A 16,936-nucleotide genomic window follows, 5' to 3' on the forward strand; every position below is an offset into this window, starting at 1 on the left:
TACCTGACAACTAGGTAAGGACGCGTTCGGCGGACTGTCACAAGGCAGCAGCCGTTTTGCACAATGCAGCGCGCCAGCCGGCAGGGAGAGGGCTTTTGTCCAGTCAGCACCGCTACAAGCGCCATCTGTACGTCTCAATCAGCCTGATAAGCATGGTCGCCGCTGCGCCGATCCGCGCGCAGACCAATGCACAGGCGCCCTCCCCGGCCGCTGCAGATCAGGATCTGCCCGAGGGCCAGGTCGCCGACATCGTCGTCACCGGCTTCCGCGCCGCACTGAACAACGCCCTTAACCAGAAACGGAACGAAACCGCGGCAATCGACAGCATCGTCGCGGAGGACATCGGTAAATTCCCCGACTCCAACCTTGCCGAGTCGATGCAACGCATCCCCGGCGTCGCCTTGTCGCGCGGCGACGGCGGCGAAGGTCGCAACATTTCGGTTCGCGGGTTGGGCGCGCAATTTACGCGAGTCCGCATCAACGGCATGGAGGGTGTATCGCAGGTCAGCGGCAGCGATATCCGCGGTGGCGTCGCCACCGGCCGCTCGTTCGACTTCGTGACCTTCCCGACCGAGATCTTCTCGGCGTTGTCCGTGCGCAAGACGATGTCCGCCGACGTCGAGGAAGGCTCGCTTGGCGCGACCGTCGACCTGCGTGCACCACGCCCGTTCGACCAGAAGAAGGACTTCGTCCTTTCCGGAACGGCGCGCGGCATCTATAACGACATCAAGAAGGACGTCGACCCGCGCCTGTCGGCGATCGTCTCGAAGAAGTTCGGCGATACGTTCGGCATCCTTGGCAGCGTTGCCTATTCGAAGCGGCGGATCGACGAATACGCCTATTCGGCTGTCGACGTCGTTCCGACCTATGTCTACGGGCAGGCCGCCCCCAACGGTGCGCCGAATGCGGGCGTGATCTTCCCGTTCTGCACCCCGGTGGGCTACAGCTACAACGGCGCCGCCACGACCAGCCCGGTGCCGGGCTACGCCCAGCCCAACGCGGTCGCGATCGGTGCGGACGCCAATAATTGCAGCGCCGGCAATCCGCGTACCGGCACCGCCGCAGCGTATGATTACATCATGAGCCGCACCGGCGTCAGCGGCCGCCCTGGCGGCGGCGTCTTCCTGCCGCGCCTGCCGCGCCCGGTGAAGAGCAGCCAGGACCAGCAGCGCCTCGCCGGCACGCTCACCTTGCAGTGGAAGCCGAGCGACAACACCGACATCTCGCTCGACGGCCTCTACTCGCGCTTCAAAGTCGACCGGCTCGACGCCTATTTCGATGCGCGGTCGTTCGGGCGGGCGATCTCCAATAACGGTCAGCCGCTTACCTCGGTGCGCGAGATCGAGGTCGACGACAATGGCTCGCTGATCCACGGCCTGTTCGATGGCGTCGATCTGCGCTCGGAGATGCAGCAGGAGCGGTTCACCTCCGAATACCGGCAGGCCAATCTCAATTTTGACCATCGCTTCTCGGACAAGGTCCGGCTGTTCGGTCTTGTCGGCATCAACGAATCCCGTCTTGATGTGGACCGTCTTCAAGTCGCGGTCGATTCGAACGACACGCGCGACTGGTCGATCGACTTCCGCGACAATCCCGACATTCCGAAGATCGGTTACGGGATCGACACGACCAACCCCGCACTGTTCCGCTACGGGCCGCCGCTCACCAACGGCGACCAGCAGGGGCAGCTGTCGAATTTCATCCGCCGCAACGTCATCCTCAGCAAGACCTTCGAGCTGAACGGCGAATGGGAGGCCGCGCACGGCTTTACCGTCGTGGCTGGCGGCCAGTATCGCACCAACAGGTACACCGCGCGGGAACGCCAGCTGGGCACGACGACGCCGCTGACCCTGCCCGCCGGCGTGTCGATCGCCGACTTCACCTATACCACGAACGGCATCGGCAAGAACCTTGACGGGCAGCTTCAGGACTTTGTGTCGGTTGATCCGATCAAGTTCCGCAACGCGGTGGGTCTCGACGATTACGCCTATTGCAGCATCGAATGCGCGCGCGGGACGTACGGCGGCGTCGATGAAAAGTACAAGTCGGGTTATCTGATGGTGCGCTTCGATACCAAGGATGTGCTGCCGTTCGGGCTCCGCGGCGACGCCGGTGTTCGCTACGTCCACACCGATCTCGATACGTACGGGCCGATCACCACTGCCGCGCCGGCCGGTTCGACCTATTCGTCGCGGTTCGTGATTTCGGAAGTTAGCCGATCGTATGAGGATTGGTTGCCGGCGGTAAACCTCGCACTGGATATCACCCCCGAGCTGATCGCGCGCTTCTCGGCAGCGCGCGTGATGTCGCGGCCATCGTACGGCCAGCTCATCCCGGCGGGATCGGCGAACCTCGTCATTCAGACGGCCTCGTTCAGCAATCCATTTCTCGACCCGATCCGGGCCAACACGATCGATGCCGCACTGGAGTGGTATTTTGCGCCGGGTTCGCTGGTCTCGCTCGGCTATTTCTACAAGAACATCGAAACCTACATTCAGGCGCTGCCGCAGCTGGTGCCGTTTCAGGATATCGGCCTTCCGCTTTCGCTGCTGACCGGCACGCAGTTGCGCCCGACCGACCTGTTCAGCGTGCAGCGCAACGTCAACACCCCTGGCGGGCCGCTGCGCGGCTTCGAGGTCAACGTACAGCTGCCGTTCCGCTTCCTTCCCGGCGCGCTCAGCAACTTCGGCGCGCTCGGCAACTTCACCCGCGTTCGCTCGAACATCACGTACCTGCTTGGCAACGGCCGGACTCGCGTGGCGCCGCTGGTGGGCCTGTCGGGCGAAACCGCAAGCGGCACCCTCTATTACGAGGACAGCAAGTTCAGCATCCGCTCGACGGTCAATTACCGTTCGCCGTTCCTGACGGCAGTCCCGAGCGGCTCGGTTGATGCGGATGCCTCCGTGAACGCCAGCTCGATCTTCGTCGATGCCTCCGCCTCGTACAATCTGACGGAAAACATCAAGCTGATCGCCGAGGTATCGAACATCACCAACGAGACCAATCGGCTTACGGCCGACACCGTTCGTCAGGACCCGCTCTACACCGCCTATTTCGGGCGCACTTACGCGCTTGCGATCAATTTCCAGCTCTGACCCACGGATGCCGATGACCGATCAGCGACCTGCACCGCTAAAGGCCGGCGGCAACATCCGCTGGGTGATTTGCGCCCTGCTGTTTTTTGCCACGACCATCAACTACATCGATCGGCAAGTCATCGGCATCCTCAAGCCGACGCTCCAGTCGGAGCTTGGCTGGTCCGAGATCGACTACGGCACGATCGTCTTCTGGTTCCAGGCCGCTTATGCGATCGGCCTGCTGGCGTGCGGGCCGATCATCGACAAGGTCGGCTCGAAGCTCGGCTATGCCGCCGCGATCACCTTGTGGAGCGTCGCGGCCATGGTCCACGCGCTGGTGCGCAGCCCCGGCGGGTTCGCCATGGCCCGCTTCGCCTTGGGCCTCGGTGAATCCGCCAACTTTCCGGCAGCGATCAAGTCGGTGGCGGAGTGGTTTCCCAAGAAAGAGCGTGCGTTGGCTGCGGGCATCCTCAACGCCGGCGCCAATGTCGGCGCGATCGCAACGCCGATCGTCGTGCCGATGATCGCGCTCAGCTACGGGTGGCAGGCGGCCTTCCTCATCACCGGCGCGCTCGGTTTCCTCTGGCTGGCGGCGTGGCTGCTCTTCTATCGTGCTCCGGCCCAACATCCCCGCGTCGGAGCGCAGGAGCTAGCCTATATCGCCGCCGATCAGGACAATGACGCCGGCACCGAACCGATCCGCTGGTCGCAACTGTTCCGCCGCCGCGCGACCTGGGCGTTCGTCATCGCCAAGTTCCTTACCGATCCGGTCTGGTATCTGTTCCTCTTCTGGCTTCCCGATTTCTTTGCCAAGCGCCACGGGCTTGACCTCAAGACCTTCGGCCCCCCGCTGATCGCGGTCTATCTGCTCGCCGACGTCGGCAGCATCGGCGGCGGCTGGCTGTCGTCGGCGCTCATCAAGCGCGGCTTCAGCGTCAATGCGGGACGGAAACTCGCGCTGCTCGTTTCCGCGATCCTCGTGACGCCGATCGTCTTCGCCAGCAGCGTATCGAGCCTGACCGCCGCGGTAGCGATCATCGGGCTGGCGGCCGCCGCGCATCAGGGCTGGTCGTCCAACCTCTACACGATGGTGTCCGACACCTTCCCGCGCACGTCGATCGCCTCGGTGATGGGGATCGGCGGGGCGGCGGGCGCGATCGGCGGGATGATTATGGCGAAGTACGTTGGGCAGGTGCTTGAGACGGTAGGGACCTATGTGCCGGTGTTCCTGTGGGCTGGTAGCGCCTACCTGATCGCTCTTTTGCTCGTCCACCTGCTGGTGCCGAGGCTCGATCGCAAAATCGCCAGCTGACCTCCTGCGCCCGCACGTGATCCCGGGCGCCCCTCTACCTCTACCTCTACCTCTAGCTTCTCGCGGTCAGCGTCTTGGCAAGCGCCGCGTGCCAACCGGACGCGAGGATTGCGCGTGCCTCGTCCGGCATCTTCGGCTCGAAGCAGGCAGCGCGCGCCCAGGTTGCCGTCAAGGCGTCCAGATCCTTCCAGACTCCTGTCGCCAGCCCGGCGTGAAACGCAGCCCCGAGCGCGGTCGTCTCCAGATGCCGCGGCCGCTCGACCGGGACCTGCAGCATGTCGGCGAGGAACTGACACAGCCAGTCGTTCGCCGCCATTCCACCGTCGACGCGGATCGTCGCCGGCGGTTCACCGCCATCGGCGACCATCGCGTCCGCCAGATCCATCGTCTGATAACCGACCGCCTCCAGCGCGGCCCGCGCCAGATGCGCCTGCGTCGAGCCGAGCGTCAGCCCGAAGATCGCGCCGCGTGCATCCGGATCCCAGTGAGGCGCGCCGAGCCCGACGAACGCCGGGACCATATAGACGCCGTGACTGTCGGGGACCTGCGTCGCCATATCGTCGGTGTCGCGGGCGTGGGTGATGACGCCGATCCCGTCCCGCAGCCATTTTACCGCCGCGCCGGCAATGAAGATCGACCCCTCCAGCGCATAGGTCACCTTCCCATCCAGTCGGTAGGCCGGTGTGGTCAGCAATCGATGCTCGGATGCGACCGCTTCCGCACCGGTGTTGAGAAGCATGAAACAGCCGGTACCATAGGTCGATTTGACCATTCCCGTCGCGAAACACGCCTGCCCGAACAGCGCCGCCTGCTGATCGCCCGCGACGCCGGCGATCGGGATCGCAGCGTCGAACAGCCCGTTGGCGGTGTGGCCGAAGATATGGCTGTTGTCGTGCACTTCGGGCAGCATCGCCATCGGCACGTCAAACAGCGCGCACAACGCCTCGTCCCAGCGCTGCGCATGGATGTCGTAGAGCAAGGTGCGGCTGGCATTGGTGATGTCGGTCGCATGCACCGCGCCGTTGGTCAGCCGCCAGAGCAGGAAACTGTCGATCGTGCCGAACGCCAGCTCGCCTCTCTCCGCCCGTTCCCGCGCACCTTCCACATGATCGAGGATCCACGCCAGCTTCGTCGCCGAGAAATACGGGTCGAGCAGCAGCCCGGTCTTCGCACGCACGACGCGCTCGTGCCCTTCTTCCTTCAATCGCGCGCAGAGTTCGGCGGTACGCCGATCCTGCCAGACGATTGCGTTGTGGATCGCTGCGCCGGTCGCGCGATCCCATACGACGACCGTCTCGCGCTGGTTGGTGATACCGATCCCTGCGATGCCCTCCGCACCAACGCCGCTCTGCCGGATCGCCTCGCGCGCCGTGTCCAGCGTGTCGCGCCAGATGTCCTCGGGATCGTGCTCGACCCAGCCGGGATGCGGGTATTGCTGCGCGAACTCGCGCTGCGCGGTCGCGACCGGTCGCGTGTCGACGCCGAAAACGATCGCCCGCGTCGACGTCGTGCCCTGATCAATCGCGAGAATATGCTGCGGACCCGCCACGTCTGTCTCCTCGATTGTCAGTTGCGCGCGCGCGGCGGCAGGTAGGGCCGCACGAGATATTGGTAGATGGCGGCGCCCGTCACCCCGCCGACCAGCGGCCCCGCGATCGGCACCCACCAGTAATTACCGGGCCCGGGCAGCGCAGAGTCGCCCCAGCCCATCAGCCAGCAAAAGAGCCGTGGGCCAAAGTCGCGCGCCGGATTGATCGGCCATCCCTCCAGATAGCCCGCCGACGCACCGATGCACGCCACGAGCAAGCCGATGATCAGCGCACTGGCATTCGCCATCGGCGCCTGGGTGTTGAACTCGTCGGTGATCGCGAAAATACCGAGCAGCAGGATCGCGGTCAGCACCACTTCGTCCCAGAACGCGTGGGCCCGGGTAATATGCGCGCCCGGCGCGGTGAAGAACACGCCTGCTGCGCCACCAGCGGCGCGGGTCAGGCCGTGTGCGCTGTTATATGCCTCGATCACCGGGCCGAACAATTGGTAGACCAGCGCCGCGCCGATCATCGCGCCGACGATCTGCGCCGCCACGTAAGGCAGGATCTTGCGTTTCGGGAAATCTCGGAAGATCGCGAGTGCGATCGTCACCGCCGGGTTGGCATGCGTGCCGGACACGGCACCGGTTACATAGATCGCCAGCGTCACGGCCAGTCCCCAGGCGATGCACACGCCCCAATAGGCGGTCGCATAGGGACTTGGATCGTAGAGGATCAGCATCGCCGCGGCGGAGTTGCCAAGCGTGATGATGATCGTCACCGCCAGTGCCTCGGCGATCAGTTCGCCCCTGAAGCCATGCTGCCGCGCCACGTACCATCCTCCCCACGCGCCTCATGGGGGCGCTGTGCGATACCTTCCTATGTTTGCGAGCAAGGTCAATGCCGGTTTGAAGCGCAGCCTGAACTTGCCATATGTTGGCCCGACCCAACCGTTATGAGGCGCTTCCCGTGCAGCATCCGAACCAAGCCCTCGACGAAGAGGTCGACCTGCTGATCGTCGGCGGCGGGATCAACGGCACAGGTATCGCGCGCGACGCGGCGGGCCGCGGATTGTCGGTACTGCTCGTCGAACAGGAGGATCTGGCGAGCCATACCTCGTCTGCCTCTACCAAGCTGATCCACGGTGGCCTCCGCTATCTCGAATATCGCGAGTTCCGGCTGGTTCGCGAGGCGCTGATCGAGCGCGAGCGACTTTGGCGGATGGCACCGCACATCATCTGGCCGCTGGAGTTCGTGCTCCCGCAAAGCAATTCGCCACGTCCGGCGTGGCTCGTCCGGCTGGGTCTGTTCCTGTACGATCATCTCGGCGGTCGTAAACGGCTGCCCGCCACCCGCACCGTCGCGCTCGACCGCGATCCGGTCGGTCGAGGACTGAAGCCCGGCAATCCCAAGGCGTTCGTCTATTCGGATTGCTGGGTCGAAGACAGTCGACTGGTCGTGCTGAACGCGCGTGACGCCGCCGATCGCGGCGCGACGATCCTCACCAGGACCCGGCTCATCGATGCCCGGCGAAACGGAGGCGACTGGGTGGCGACGATCGAGGATACGGCGGGACAACGCTCCGTGCGCGCCCGCGCGGTCGTCAACGCTGCCGGCCCATGGGTGGCTGACGTGCTTGGAAAGGTACCCGATGCGCGGCGGGATCGCGGCGTGCGACTCGTCAAGGGCAGTCACATCGTCGTGCCGCGGCTCTATGACGGCGCACACGCCTTCCTGCTCCAGAACCCCGACCGTCGGGTGGTATTCGCCATCCCCTATGAGCAGCATTATACATTGGTCGGGACGACCGACGAAGCCTGGCAGGGAGCGCCAGGCCGCGCGACCATCGACCATCAGGAGACCACCTATTTGCTCGACACCATCGCGCGCTATTTCAAACGCCCGGTGCTCCAGGACGAGATCGTCTGGAGCTATTCCGGAATCCGCCCGCTCTACGACGACCACGCCACCAGTGCCTCAGCGGTGACGCGCGACTATGTGCTCGATCTCGACACAGGGACCGACGGCGCGCCGATGCTCAGCATTTTTGGCGGCAAGATCACTACTTATCGCAAGCTTGCCGAACATGCGCTGCGGGAACTCACCCGCTTCTTCCCCGGCATCGGACCGGCATGGACTGCTGACGCCACGCTTCCCGGTGGCGACATCGCCGATCTCGACGTTGAACGCTACCTTGCAACGCTCCAGCGGCGCTATGCGGCGTTTCCCCCGCCGCTGCTGCACCGCCTCGTGCGCGCCTATGGCACGCGCGCCGAGCGGATGCTGGGTAATGCGCAATCCCCGGCGGATCTGGGCGATGACCTGGGCGCCGGCCTGTCGACCCGAGAGGTCGATTATCTGCGGGTCGAGGAATGGGCACGCTCAGCCGAGGACATCCTCTATCGCCGCAGCAAGCTTGGAGTCCACGTCCCGCCGGAGACGGCGGCGCGGGTCGACGACTATCTTGCAAGCCTCATCAATGGCTAATGGATCAGTCCGTGGCGACTGACCAATGCGTTGAAGGCGTCCGCGGAAAGCGGAGAGGCGAAGACGCAGCCGGCGACGAGGTCGTCCGCCCATACCACCATCGCGGCGATCATCCCGAGCCCGGGAAGGTTCAGCCAGATGGGCTGGTTGCGGTCCATGCTGGAGAAGGTCAGCAGCCGGCAGCCATGCTCCGACAAATCGACGACCTTGCACAAGGTGCGGGCCATCCCGCTTTGCTCTGCGGGCGTGTCGAGCTCGAGTCGCGCGCGCTTGCTGCGGCGGAAGGGACGAGCGGCTGGCGTATATTCGGCTGCGAACATGGCGGCGAACCTACGCCGCCATGCTTAACGCAACGTTAAGGCTGTCGCACTTACTTGCGGAGCGTGAGCCCGCCACCGAAGCGCTTGTTGAAGCGCGCGACCTGGCCGCCCGAATCGAGCAACTGACCACGACCGCCGGTCCAGGCCGGGTGCGCCAGCGGGTCGATTTCCAGCGTCATCGTGTCGCCTTCCTTGCCCCATGTGGAGCGCGTCTCGTACACAGTGCCGTCGGTCATCTGGACCTTGATCATGTGATAGTCGGGGTGCGTGTCTTTCTTCATGGTCGTGCTCCGAAATGGCTGGTTCCGACCAGCCTGAAAGGAAGGCGCGCGCCTAATCGATACGCGCGCCGAAGTCAAAGCGTGTGGTGGATCAGCCGCGCTTGGGCGGATCCGCGATCATCGCCGTGAAATTGGCCTCTGCCGCAACCTGTCCGTTGATCTTCGCGACCCCGGCGAACTTGCACACCGACGAGCGCTTCTGGACGAACTCGACCTCAAGCGACAGCAACACACCGGGTTCGACAGGCTTGCGGAACTTCGCGCCCTCGATGGCCATGAAATAGACCAGCTTGCCCGATCCGGCGAGTCCGAGGCTCTCGACCGCCAGCACACCCGCGGCCTGCGCCAGCGCCTCAACGATCAGAACGCCCGGCATGATCGGACGTCCGGGGAAATGCCCCTGGAAGAAGCCTTCGTTGATCGACACCGCCTTGGTCGCCCTGATCGAGCGATCGCGAACGATCTCCTCGACCCGGTCGACCAGCAGCATCGGATAACGATGCGGCAGCGCCGCCATCACGTCCACGATTTCGAGCGGGCCGATCGGCCCGCCCGTCGTGGTGGCCGGCGCCTCGCTCACCGGCCGGTGGGCGCGCGGGTAGCTGCCGCGGGAGCCGCCGCGGGCGCGGTCGCTGCCGGCGCACCGGCGGCCGCGTCGCCCTGCTGGCCAGGCTGCCAGTTCGCCGGCGGGGTGATCCCGACGGTCGGCACCAGCCGGTCGAGCTCCGCGGTGATCGCCGAGGTGATGTCGGTGGTCGGCTGCGCGAACAGCGCGGCGTTCGGACGCAGCAGCAGGCTGACGTTCTTGGCACGCACCGCACCGCTCACCGCGTCGGGCAGCTTGGCCGAAATCTGCTCGACCGCATAGGCCTGCGCGCGGCTCGCCGGCGCCGTCAGGCGCTGCAATTCGGCGTTGGCGGTCTGCTCGCGGGTCTGGATCGCCTGCGCTTGCGTGCGCAGCGATGCCTCGGTCGCGCCGGGGGCGGCAGCGGCCTTCTGATAGGCGGCGACGAGCGGCTGCAGCTCGGTGGTGATCGCCTGACGGCGGGTGTTCGCCTGATCCAGCTGCGCCTTGTAGGTCGCCTGGATCTGCGTGCGCGCGGTGGCCCACGCCTTGGAGTTGGCAACCGCCGCCTCGGGGTCGCCCACCGCGATACCCGCAACCTGCGCGGTCGCGGTAGCGGCGGTGAACGCGCCCGGCGTCACGAGCGCCGCGGCAAGCAGGAGGTGCTTGAAGTTGGTCATCAGAACTGCGTCCCTACGTTGAAGGTAATAAGCTTACGGTCGTCGCCGGGCTGCGAGATCAGCGCCTTGGCGAGATCGATGCGCAGTGGGCCGAACGGCGAATTCCAGTTGACGCCGACACCCACCGATACACGCGGCCGCGCCGAATTGCCGAGGAAGCGCTCCTCGAATGGCTGCGACGCGATCTGCGGTGAGTTGGGGACGATGCCGTTACATCCGCCATTGCCGTTCGGGATACCGGCGGCGCAGGTGGTCGGCACCAGCGCGCCCCCGGCATTGACGTACGAATAGAGCGGATTGCCCGCGGCATCCTTGACGGGCAGCGGCAGCACAACCGTGTTGCCGTTGGCATCGGTGGTTGTCGGGAACGTCGCGGTCGGCAGCGGCTGGGTGATGTTGAACAGGCTGCCGAACTGCGCATAGATCGACGGCCGCAGCCCCATTTCGCGCGCGCCCGAGCCGAGCGGAATCTCGACCTCGAACCGGCCGAGATAGTAGGCCGTGCCGCCCAGCGCGTCGTCGACCAACTGGTCGCGATCGGTGATCAGCACCTGCTTGCCCGCGGAGTCGGTCGTGTAATAGCGTCGCTGAACGCGCGGCCCGACGCCGCGGATGTCGAAGCCGCGGAACTGCGGCTCGCCAAGATAGAAGCGGTCGTTGATACGGACGCGATCGACGCCTTCGCCGCGCGACTTCTCCAGCGACTTGATATAGCCGCCCTCGCCCACGAACGAGCCAATGAAACCGCTGCCGAGATTCACGAACTTCGAGAAGTCTAGCTTCGAGCGGATGTACTTCACATCGCCCCCCAGCCCCGCAAAATCCTGGCTGAACACGAAGCGCTGCCCCGCGGTCGGACGAAGCCGGCTGTTGAGGCTGTCGAAGATCAGCGAATAGCCGACCGACGAGGTCAGACGATTGCCCAGCGAGTCACACAGATAGCGGCCGGCCTTGAGCGGGTCGCACTTGCCGTTGGTGTAGAAGCTGTTCTGGTCCAGCCCGACCTCGTCATAGGAGAAGCCGTAACGGCCGGCGAGCTGCCAGTACTCGGTCAGCGGCACGCCGGTACGCACCTGGAAGCCGGTCGAAACCTGACTGTAGGTGGTATTGCGGTTGGTACCGATGAAATTAAAGGCGTTATAGTCGCGCCGGAACACGTCGACGCCCAGCGCAATGTTCTTGTCGAACACATAGGGTTCGGTGAAGCCCAGCTGGATCGACTTGGAATAGGTCGAGTAATTGACGCCGGCGCTGAGCGTCTGACCCTTGCCGCGAAAGTTGTTCTGCGTGATGTTGGCCTGGATGATGAAGCGCTCGAGGCTCGAGAAGCCTGCCGAGAGCTGCAACTGGCCGGTCGACCGCTCCTCGACATTGGCGTCGAGCACGACGCGGTCGGGTGCGGAACCCGGCGTCTGCTTGATCTCGAACTTGTCCTGAAAGAAGCCGAGCGAATTGATGCGGTCCTGCGAACGCTTCACCTGGAAGCTGTTGAACGCGTCACCCTCGCCCAGACGCACCTCGCGCCGGATCACCTTGTCCTGCGTCTGCGTGTTGCCGGTAATATCAACGCGCTCGACGTAGGTGCGCTGCGCCTGACCGATGTGGAAGTTGATCGACATCGTCAACGTTTCACGGTCACGCTGGAATTCGGGCGCGACGTTGCTGAACGCATAGCCGAACAGCCCGGCCGTCTCGCTCAGATTGTCGACGGTGTCCTCGACGGCCTTGGCGTTATACCAGTCGCCCTTCTTGATCGGTAACCCGGCGGCGAGCTTCTTCCCGTCGAAGTCACGGATATCGCTGTCGACCGTGACGTCGCCGAACTTATACCGCGGGCCTTCCTCGACCACATAGGTGATGATGAAGTCCTTGCGGTCGGGCGTCAGCTCGGCGACCGCCGAGGTCACCCGGAAATCAGCATATCCTTCGGTCAGATAAAATTGCCGCAGCTTCTGCTGGTCGTAGGCCAGGCGGTCCTGATCGTAGGATGTCCCCGACGACAAAAGGCGGTAAAAGCGCGCTTCCTTGGTCGCCATCTGGGCGCGCAGCTTGCCATCGTCGAACACCTGGTTGCCGATGATGTTGATCTGGCGAACCTTCGACTTCGGCCCCTCGTTCACCTCGAAGATCACGTCGACGCGGTTCTGGTCGAGGCTGACCATCTTGGGCTGGACAGTTGCAGCAAAGCGGCCCTGCCGGCGATACAATTCGATGATCCGCGCTACGTCGGCGCGCACCGCCGAACGGGTGAAGATCTGCCGCGGCTTGAGACGCACCTCCTTGCCGATCTTGTCTTCCTTCAGCCGCTTGTTGCCCTCGAAGATCACGCGGTTGATGATCGGATTTTCCCGCACGCGGATCACGATATTGCCGGTCGCCGCGCCATCGATCTGCACGTCGGCGAACAGGTCGCTCGCGTAAAGGTCCTTGATCGCCTGATCGAGCGTCTCGTTGGTGTAGCTGTCGCCCTGCCGCAGCTTGGTATAACTCAGGGCGGTCTCCGGCTCGATCCGCTGCGTTCCGTCGACGCGCAGCGTCGTGATCGTGCGGGCGGCCGGCTGCGCGATCGCCGGGCCCTGTTGCGCCGCCGGCGCCACCGCAGGCGCAGTCGTCGCCGGACGGACGGTTGCATTGGCGGCCGGGCGCGTCTGGGCGGTCGCGGCCAGCGGCACACCGGCCAGCATGGTGCAGCCCAGCAAGGTCGCCGAGGCACGCGCCCGCGAAGTCGAAGTGTTCAGCACCGTCACTGCATTCCTACCCGAGAGTAAACGCCGTCCATCGAGGCCCGGTCTTCGGCGCGTGCGCCGCCCTGCCTTACCTTGCTCACCCGATCAACCCGGCCAGATGCCGCCAGAGGCCGAAGTTGCCCAGATCGTTGAACGTCACCAGCAACATCAGCGCCAGCACCGCCACCAGCCCGCCGCGATACGCCCACTCCACCGCCTCCGGCGCCACCGGCCGGCGTCGCACCGCCTCGATTGCATAGAAGAGCAGGTGCCCGCCATCCAGCATCGGCACTGGCAGCAGGTTGATGAACCCGAGATTGATCGAGACGAGCGCGATCAGGAAAACGAAGGCGTCCAGGCCCAGCGTGATCTGTTCGCCCGACACCTTCGCGATCGACAGCGGCCCGCCGAGTTCCTTGACCGAGCGCCGTCCGGAAATGATCTGGCCGATCGTCTCCACCATCATCCCGACGATCTGCCCGGTGCGCCGCACCGCGATGACCGGCGCTTCCAGCACCCCGACCCGCTCGATCACCGGGGCGGCCGGCGAGATGCCGAGCAGCCCGACGCGGTAGCTGTTGCCGAAGCGGTCGCGTTGTTCCTGCGTGCCGATCACCGCCTCGACGCTGGCCGGAGTGGCGCCGCGGACATAGTCGACCCGCGCCCGCTCGCCCGCCCGGATCTTCACGAACCGGACCATGTCTTCGAACGTCTCGACCGGCCGGCCGCCGAGCGCCGTGACGCGGTCGCCGGCCTGCAAGCCCGCAGCGGCGGCGGCCGTGCCGGGGATGGCCTGTCCTACAACACTCGGGGTCCGTGCGTCGCCGTAAGCGATGGCGAAGCCGGCGAGGATCAGGATCGCGAGTATGAAATTCACGAACGGCCCGGCTGCAACGATGATCGCGCGCTGCCATACCGGCTTGGCCTGGAACGTCTGCGCGCGCTCGGCGGGCGACAGCGCCAGCCACTCGCCGGTCGGCTGGCTTGCCGGGTTCATGTCGCCCGCGAACTTCACGTATCCGCCCAGCGGCAGCCACGCCAGCTTCCAGCGCGTACCGCGCCTGTCGGTCCAGCCCGCGACCTCGCGCCCGAAGCCGATTGAAAAGGCGTCCGCCTTCACGCCGAACCAGCGTCCGGCGAGATAATGTCCCATTTCATGAATGAAGACGAGCGGACCGATCACCAGAAAGAAGGCGAGAACGGTCAGCAATAGTCCGGGTGTCTGGATCAAGCCACGCAATCCTTCACGCGCTCGCCCGCTAATTGCCGCGCTTCCGCATCGACGTGGAGTACCGCGTCGAGCGTTTTCGGCGCGGCCGGGTCGTAGCGCTGCAGGGTATCGTCGACGATTGCGGCGATTTCAAGAAAGCCGATGGCTCCTTTCAGAAACGCTGCCACGGCGATCTCGTTTGCCGCGTTCAGGATCGCAGGACGCGCGCCGCCGGCATTCACCGCAGCACGCGCCAGCGCCAGTGAACGAAAACGCGTCTCGTCAGGGGCTTCGAAGTCGAGCCTGCCGATCTTTACCAGGTCGAGCGGCGCCATCGGGGTCGCCATCCGTTCCGGCCAGGCAAGGCAATGCGCAATCGGCACGCGCATGTCGCTCGGCCCGAGTTGTGCGAGCATCGAGCCATCAACATAGTCGACGAGGCTGTGAATCACCGACTGCCGGTGGATGACGATCTCGATCCGCTCGGCGTCGACTGGGAAAAGCGCTGCCGCCTCGATCAGCTCCAGCCCCTTGTTCATCATCGTCGCGCTGTCGACCGAGATCTTCGCGCCCATTGACCAGTTCGGATGCGCGACCGCCTGCGCCGGCGTCACCGCCGCCATGTCGGCCAGCGACCAGTCGCGGAACGGCCCGCCACTCGCGGTCAGGATGATCCGCCGCACGCGGTCGACCTGCGCTAGGTCGAGGCACTGAAAGATCGCGTTATGCTCGCTGTCGGCGGGTAGCAGCGTCGCGCCGTGGCACGCCGCGGCGGCGGTGATGATCGCGCCCGCGGAGACCAGCGGCTCTTTGTTGGCGAGCACCACCGTCCCGCCCTGCTCGATCGCCGCCAGCGTCGGTCGCAGGCCCGCGCAGCCGACGATCGCCCCCATCGTCCAGTCCGCGCCGTTCGCCGCTGCGTCGCATACCGCCTGCGCCCCGCCCGCGATGGCGATCCCGGTTCCCGCAAGCGCGGTGCGCAGCGCTTCGAGGCACGCCTCGTCGGCGACCACCGCCAGCTCGGCATTGGTGCGGATCGCTGCCGCGGCAAGCCCGTCGACATCGCAATTAGCGGTCAGCGCGCGCACCCGGAACGCCTCCGGCGCGCGTTCGACGAGGTCGAGTGTCGAAGTGCCGACCGAGCCGGTCGCGCCGAGAATATTGACGGTCCTCATGCCGCCAAACCCGTGAGGGTCAGCACCAGGATCGCGGCAACCGGCGCGACCGGCACCAACCCGTCGAGCCGGTCGAGCACGCCGCCATGGCCGGGGAGGATATTGCCCGAGTCCTTCACGCCGGCGCGCCGCTTCAACCAGCTTTCATACAGGTCCCCGAGCTGCGCCAATACCGCCAGCACCGGCGAGCATAGCGCCAGCGCCAATGGCAGCCCGGCAGTGACATGAAGCACCAGCCCAAGCGCGCCCGCCGCGATGGTGCCGCCGATCAGTCCGGCCCAGGTCTTGTTCGGCGACAGCCGCGGCGCCAGCTTCGGTCCACCGATCGAGCGCCCGGCGAAGAACGCGCCGATGTCGCACGCCCAGACCAATGCCATCGCCCAAAAGGCATAAAGCAGCCCGTGCGCGTCATGGCGCCGCAACACCACCAACGCCAACACCGGCACGCCGCAATAAACGACGCCAGCCGCAAGTCGCGGCAGCCTGGTGACGATCACCACGAAGAACGCCGCCCCACCGATCAGCCCCAGCGTAAAGAAGTCATGCGGCTCGATGATGAGCCAGGCGGGTGCCATCGTCGCCAGCGGCACGCTCAATGCCATTTGCGCCAGTCGCTTGGTGCGGGCATCGACATGGTGAAGGTCCGACCATTCGGCCATCATGAACAGCGCGATCACCACCGCGAGCAGCCAGAAGGCGACATCGCCAACGACCAGCGCGACCGAGGCGACCGCGATCATGCCGACGCTGGCGATCATCCGCAGCCGCAGGTTCGATGGCGTCCGCAATTTCGCGTCCGGCGTCGGCGGAAGCGGGGCGTCGTCGCTCATGCGCGGTGGATCACAGCCCGCCGAACCGGCGCTGGCGCTGACCGAAAGCGTCGACCGCCCCGGCCAGCGCGTCGGCGTCGAAGTCGGGCCACAGCGTATCGACGAACAGCAGCTCGGCATAAGCCGCCTGCCAAAGGAGAAAATTCGACAGCCGTTGCTCACCCGACGTGCGGATCAGCAGATCGAGCGGTGGCAAGTCATGCGTTTCGAGCTGCGCCTCGATCGCCTCGGCGTCGATCGTCGCCGGATCGAGCGTGCCGTCGGCAGCACGCGCCGCGAGCGACTGCGCCGCCGCGACCAGCTCGGCCTGCGCGCCATAGTTCAGCGCGATCGCGAGGATCGGGCCGCGATTGGCGGCGGTTCGTGCCAGCGCATCGTCGATCAGCGCGACGACATCTTCGGGAAAGCGGCGATAGTCACCCAGCACGCGCAACCGCACATCCTCGCGGACCAGCTCGGCGAGATCGTTGCGGATGAACAGCTTGAGCAGCTTCATCAATCCGCCGATCTCCTCGGCCGGCCGCCGCCAGTTCTCCGAGGAGAAGGCGTAGAGCGTCAGCGCCTCGATCCCGATCGCACGTGCGGCGCGCGTCACGCTCCGCACCGCCTCAACCCCCGCACGATGCCCCATCGCCCGGGGCAGCCGCCGCGCGGCGGCCCAACGGCCGTTGCCGTCCATGATGATCGCCACATGACGCGGCAGGACGGCGGGTGCGGCCTGCGGGATCGCCGCGGTCGCCATCA

14 protein-coding genes are annotated in these 16,936 nt (G+C 65.5%); 3 read left to right on the forward strand and 11 right to left on the reverse strand.

Features of this window, described 5'->3' with window-relative positions; translation table 11 throughout:
• Positions 1 to 95 precede the first annotated feature (95 nt).
• Positions 96 to 3,095, forward strand: a complete 3,000-nt coding sequence (locus BACI71_RS07920) for a TonB-dependent receptor (RefSeq protein ID WP_236552897.1) — start codon at positions 96 to 98, stop codon at positions 3,093 to 3,095.
• A gap of 13 nt (positions 3,096 to 3,108) precedes the next feature.
• Entirely contained in the window at positions 3,109 to 4,389 is a 1,281-nt protein-coding gene (locus BACI71_RS07925) for an MFS transporter (RefSeq protein WP_159757279.1), read from the forward strand.
• Between the two features lie 52 nt (positions 4,390 to 4,441).
• Here the strand turns inward: BACI71_RS07925 and glpK are convergent, their stop codons facing one another.
• Both glpK and BACI71_RS07935 read right to left on the reverse strand, forming a co-directional pair.
• Complete coding sequence (glpK, locus tag BACI71_RS07930) at positions 4,442 to 5,938, reverse strand: glycerol kinase GlpK (RefSeq protein ID WP_159757281.1); 1,497 nt, start codon at positions 5,936 to 5,938, stop codon at positions 4,442 to 4,444.
• A gap of 17 nt (positions 5,939 to 5,955) precedes the next feature.
• Complete coding sequence (locus BACI71_RS07935; protein ID WP_159757283.1) at positions 5,956 to 6,750, reverse strand: MIP/aquaporin family protein; 795 nt, start codon at positions 6,748 to 6,750, stop codon at positions 5,956 to 5,958.
• A gap of 137 nt (positions 6,751 to 6,887) precedes the next feature.
• On the opposite strand from BACI71_RS07935, the gene BACI71_RS07940 reads away from it, so the two are divergent.
• Complete coding sequence (locus tag BACI71_RS07940; RefSeq protein ID WP_236552898.1) at positions 6,888 to 8,405, forward strand: glycerol-3-phosphate dehydrogenase; 1,518 nt, start codon at positions 6,888 to 6,890, stop codon at positions 8,403 to 8,405.
• Here BACI71_RS07940 and BACI71_RS07945 read toward each other — a convergent pair.
• The 9 genes from BACI71_RS07945 to BACI71_RS07985 all read right to left on the reverse strand — a co-directional run bounded on the left by BACI71_RS07945 (position 8,402) and on the right by BACI71_RS07985 (position 16,934).
• Positions 8,402 to 8,725, reverse strand: coding sequence for a PilZ domain-containing protein (locus tag BACI71_RS07945; protein WP_159757287.1), 324 nt, complete (start codon positions 8,723 to 8,725; stop codon positions 8,402 to 8,404). The genes BACI71_RS07940 and BACI71_RS07945 overlap by 4 nt on opposite strands.
• Before the next feature lie 50 nt (positions 8,726 to 8,775).
• Positions 8,776 to 9,006: a 50S ribosomal protein L31 gene (rpmE, locus tag BACI71_RS07950; RefSeq protein WP_159757289.1), complete on the reverse strand. Its 231-nt coding sequence runs from the start codon at positions 9,004 to 9,006 to the stop codon at positions 8,776 to 8,778.
• 91 nt (positions 9,007 to 9,097) lie between these two features.
• On the reverse strand, positions 9,098 to 9,586 hold the full coding sequence (fabZ, locus tag BACI71_RS07955) for a 3-hydroxyacyl-ACP dehydratase FabZ (RefSeq protein WP_268894061.1): 489 nt from the start codon (positions 9,584 to 9,586) through the stop codon (positions 9,098 to 9,100).
• Positions 9,583 to 10,251, reverse strand: coding sequence for an OmpH family outer membrane protein (locus tag BACI71_RS07960; protein ID WP_159757291.1), 669 nt, complete (start codon positions 10,249 to 10,251; stop codon positions 9,583 to 9,585). Before BACI71_RS07960 ends, fabZ begins: the two co-directional genes overlap by 4 nt.
• Entirely contained in the window at positions 10,251 to 12,935 is a 2,685-nt protein-coding gene (gene bamA / locus BACI71_RS07965; RefSeq protein ID WP_159761006.1) for an outer membrane protein assembly factor BamA, read from the reverse strand. Before bamA ends, BACI71_RS07960 begins: the two co-directional genes overlap by 1 nt.
• Positions 12,936 to 13,074: 139 nt before the next feature.
• Entirely contained in the window at positions 13,075 to 14,208 is a 1,134-nt protein-coding gene (locus BACI71_RS07970; RefSeq protein ID WP_159757293.1) for a M50 family metallopeptidase, read from the reverse strand.
• Complete coding sequence (locus tag BACI71_RS07975) at positions 14,205 to 15,362, reverse strand: 1-deoxy-D-xylulose-5-phosphate reductoisomerase (RefSeq protein ID WP_159757295.1); 1,158 nt, start codon at positions 15,360 to 15,362, stop codon at positions 14,205 to 14,207. Before BACI71_RS07975 ends, BACI71_RS07970 begins: the two co-directional genes overlap by 4 nt.
• The gene (locus BACI71_RS07980) at positions 15,359 to 16,192 is read right to left on the reverse strand and encodes a phosphatidate cytidylyltransferase (RefSeq protein WP_159757297.1); all 834 of its coding nucleotides are present in this window, start codon (positions 16,190 to 16,192) and stop codon (positions 15,359 to 15,361) included. The genes BACI71_RS07975 and BACI71_RS07980 overlap by 4 nt, the downstream gene beginning before the upstream one ends.
• Positions 16,193 to 16,202: 10 nt before the next feature.
• Complete coding sequence (locus BACI71_RS07985) at positions 16,203 to 16,934, reverse strand: isoprenyl transferase (RefSeq protein ID WP_159757299.1); 732 nt, start codon at positions 16,932 to 16,934, stop codon at positions 16,203 to 16,205.
• Between the last annotated feature and the right edge of the window lie 2 nt (positions 16,935 to 16,936).

It is taken from the genome of Sphingomonas sp. 8AM (assembly GCF_902506455.1).
Lineage (GTDB): Bacteria > Pseudomonadota > Alphaproteobacteria > Sphingomonadales > Sphingomonadaceae > Sphingomonas.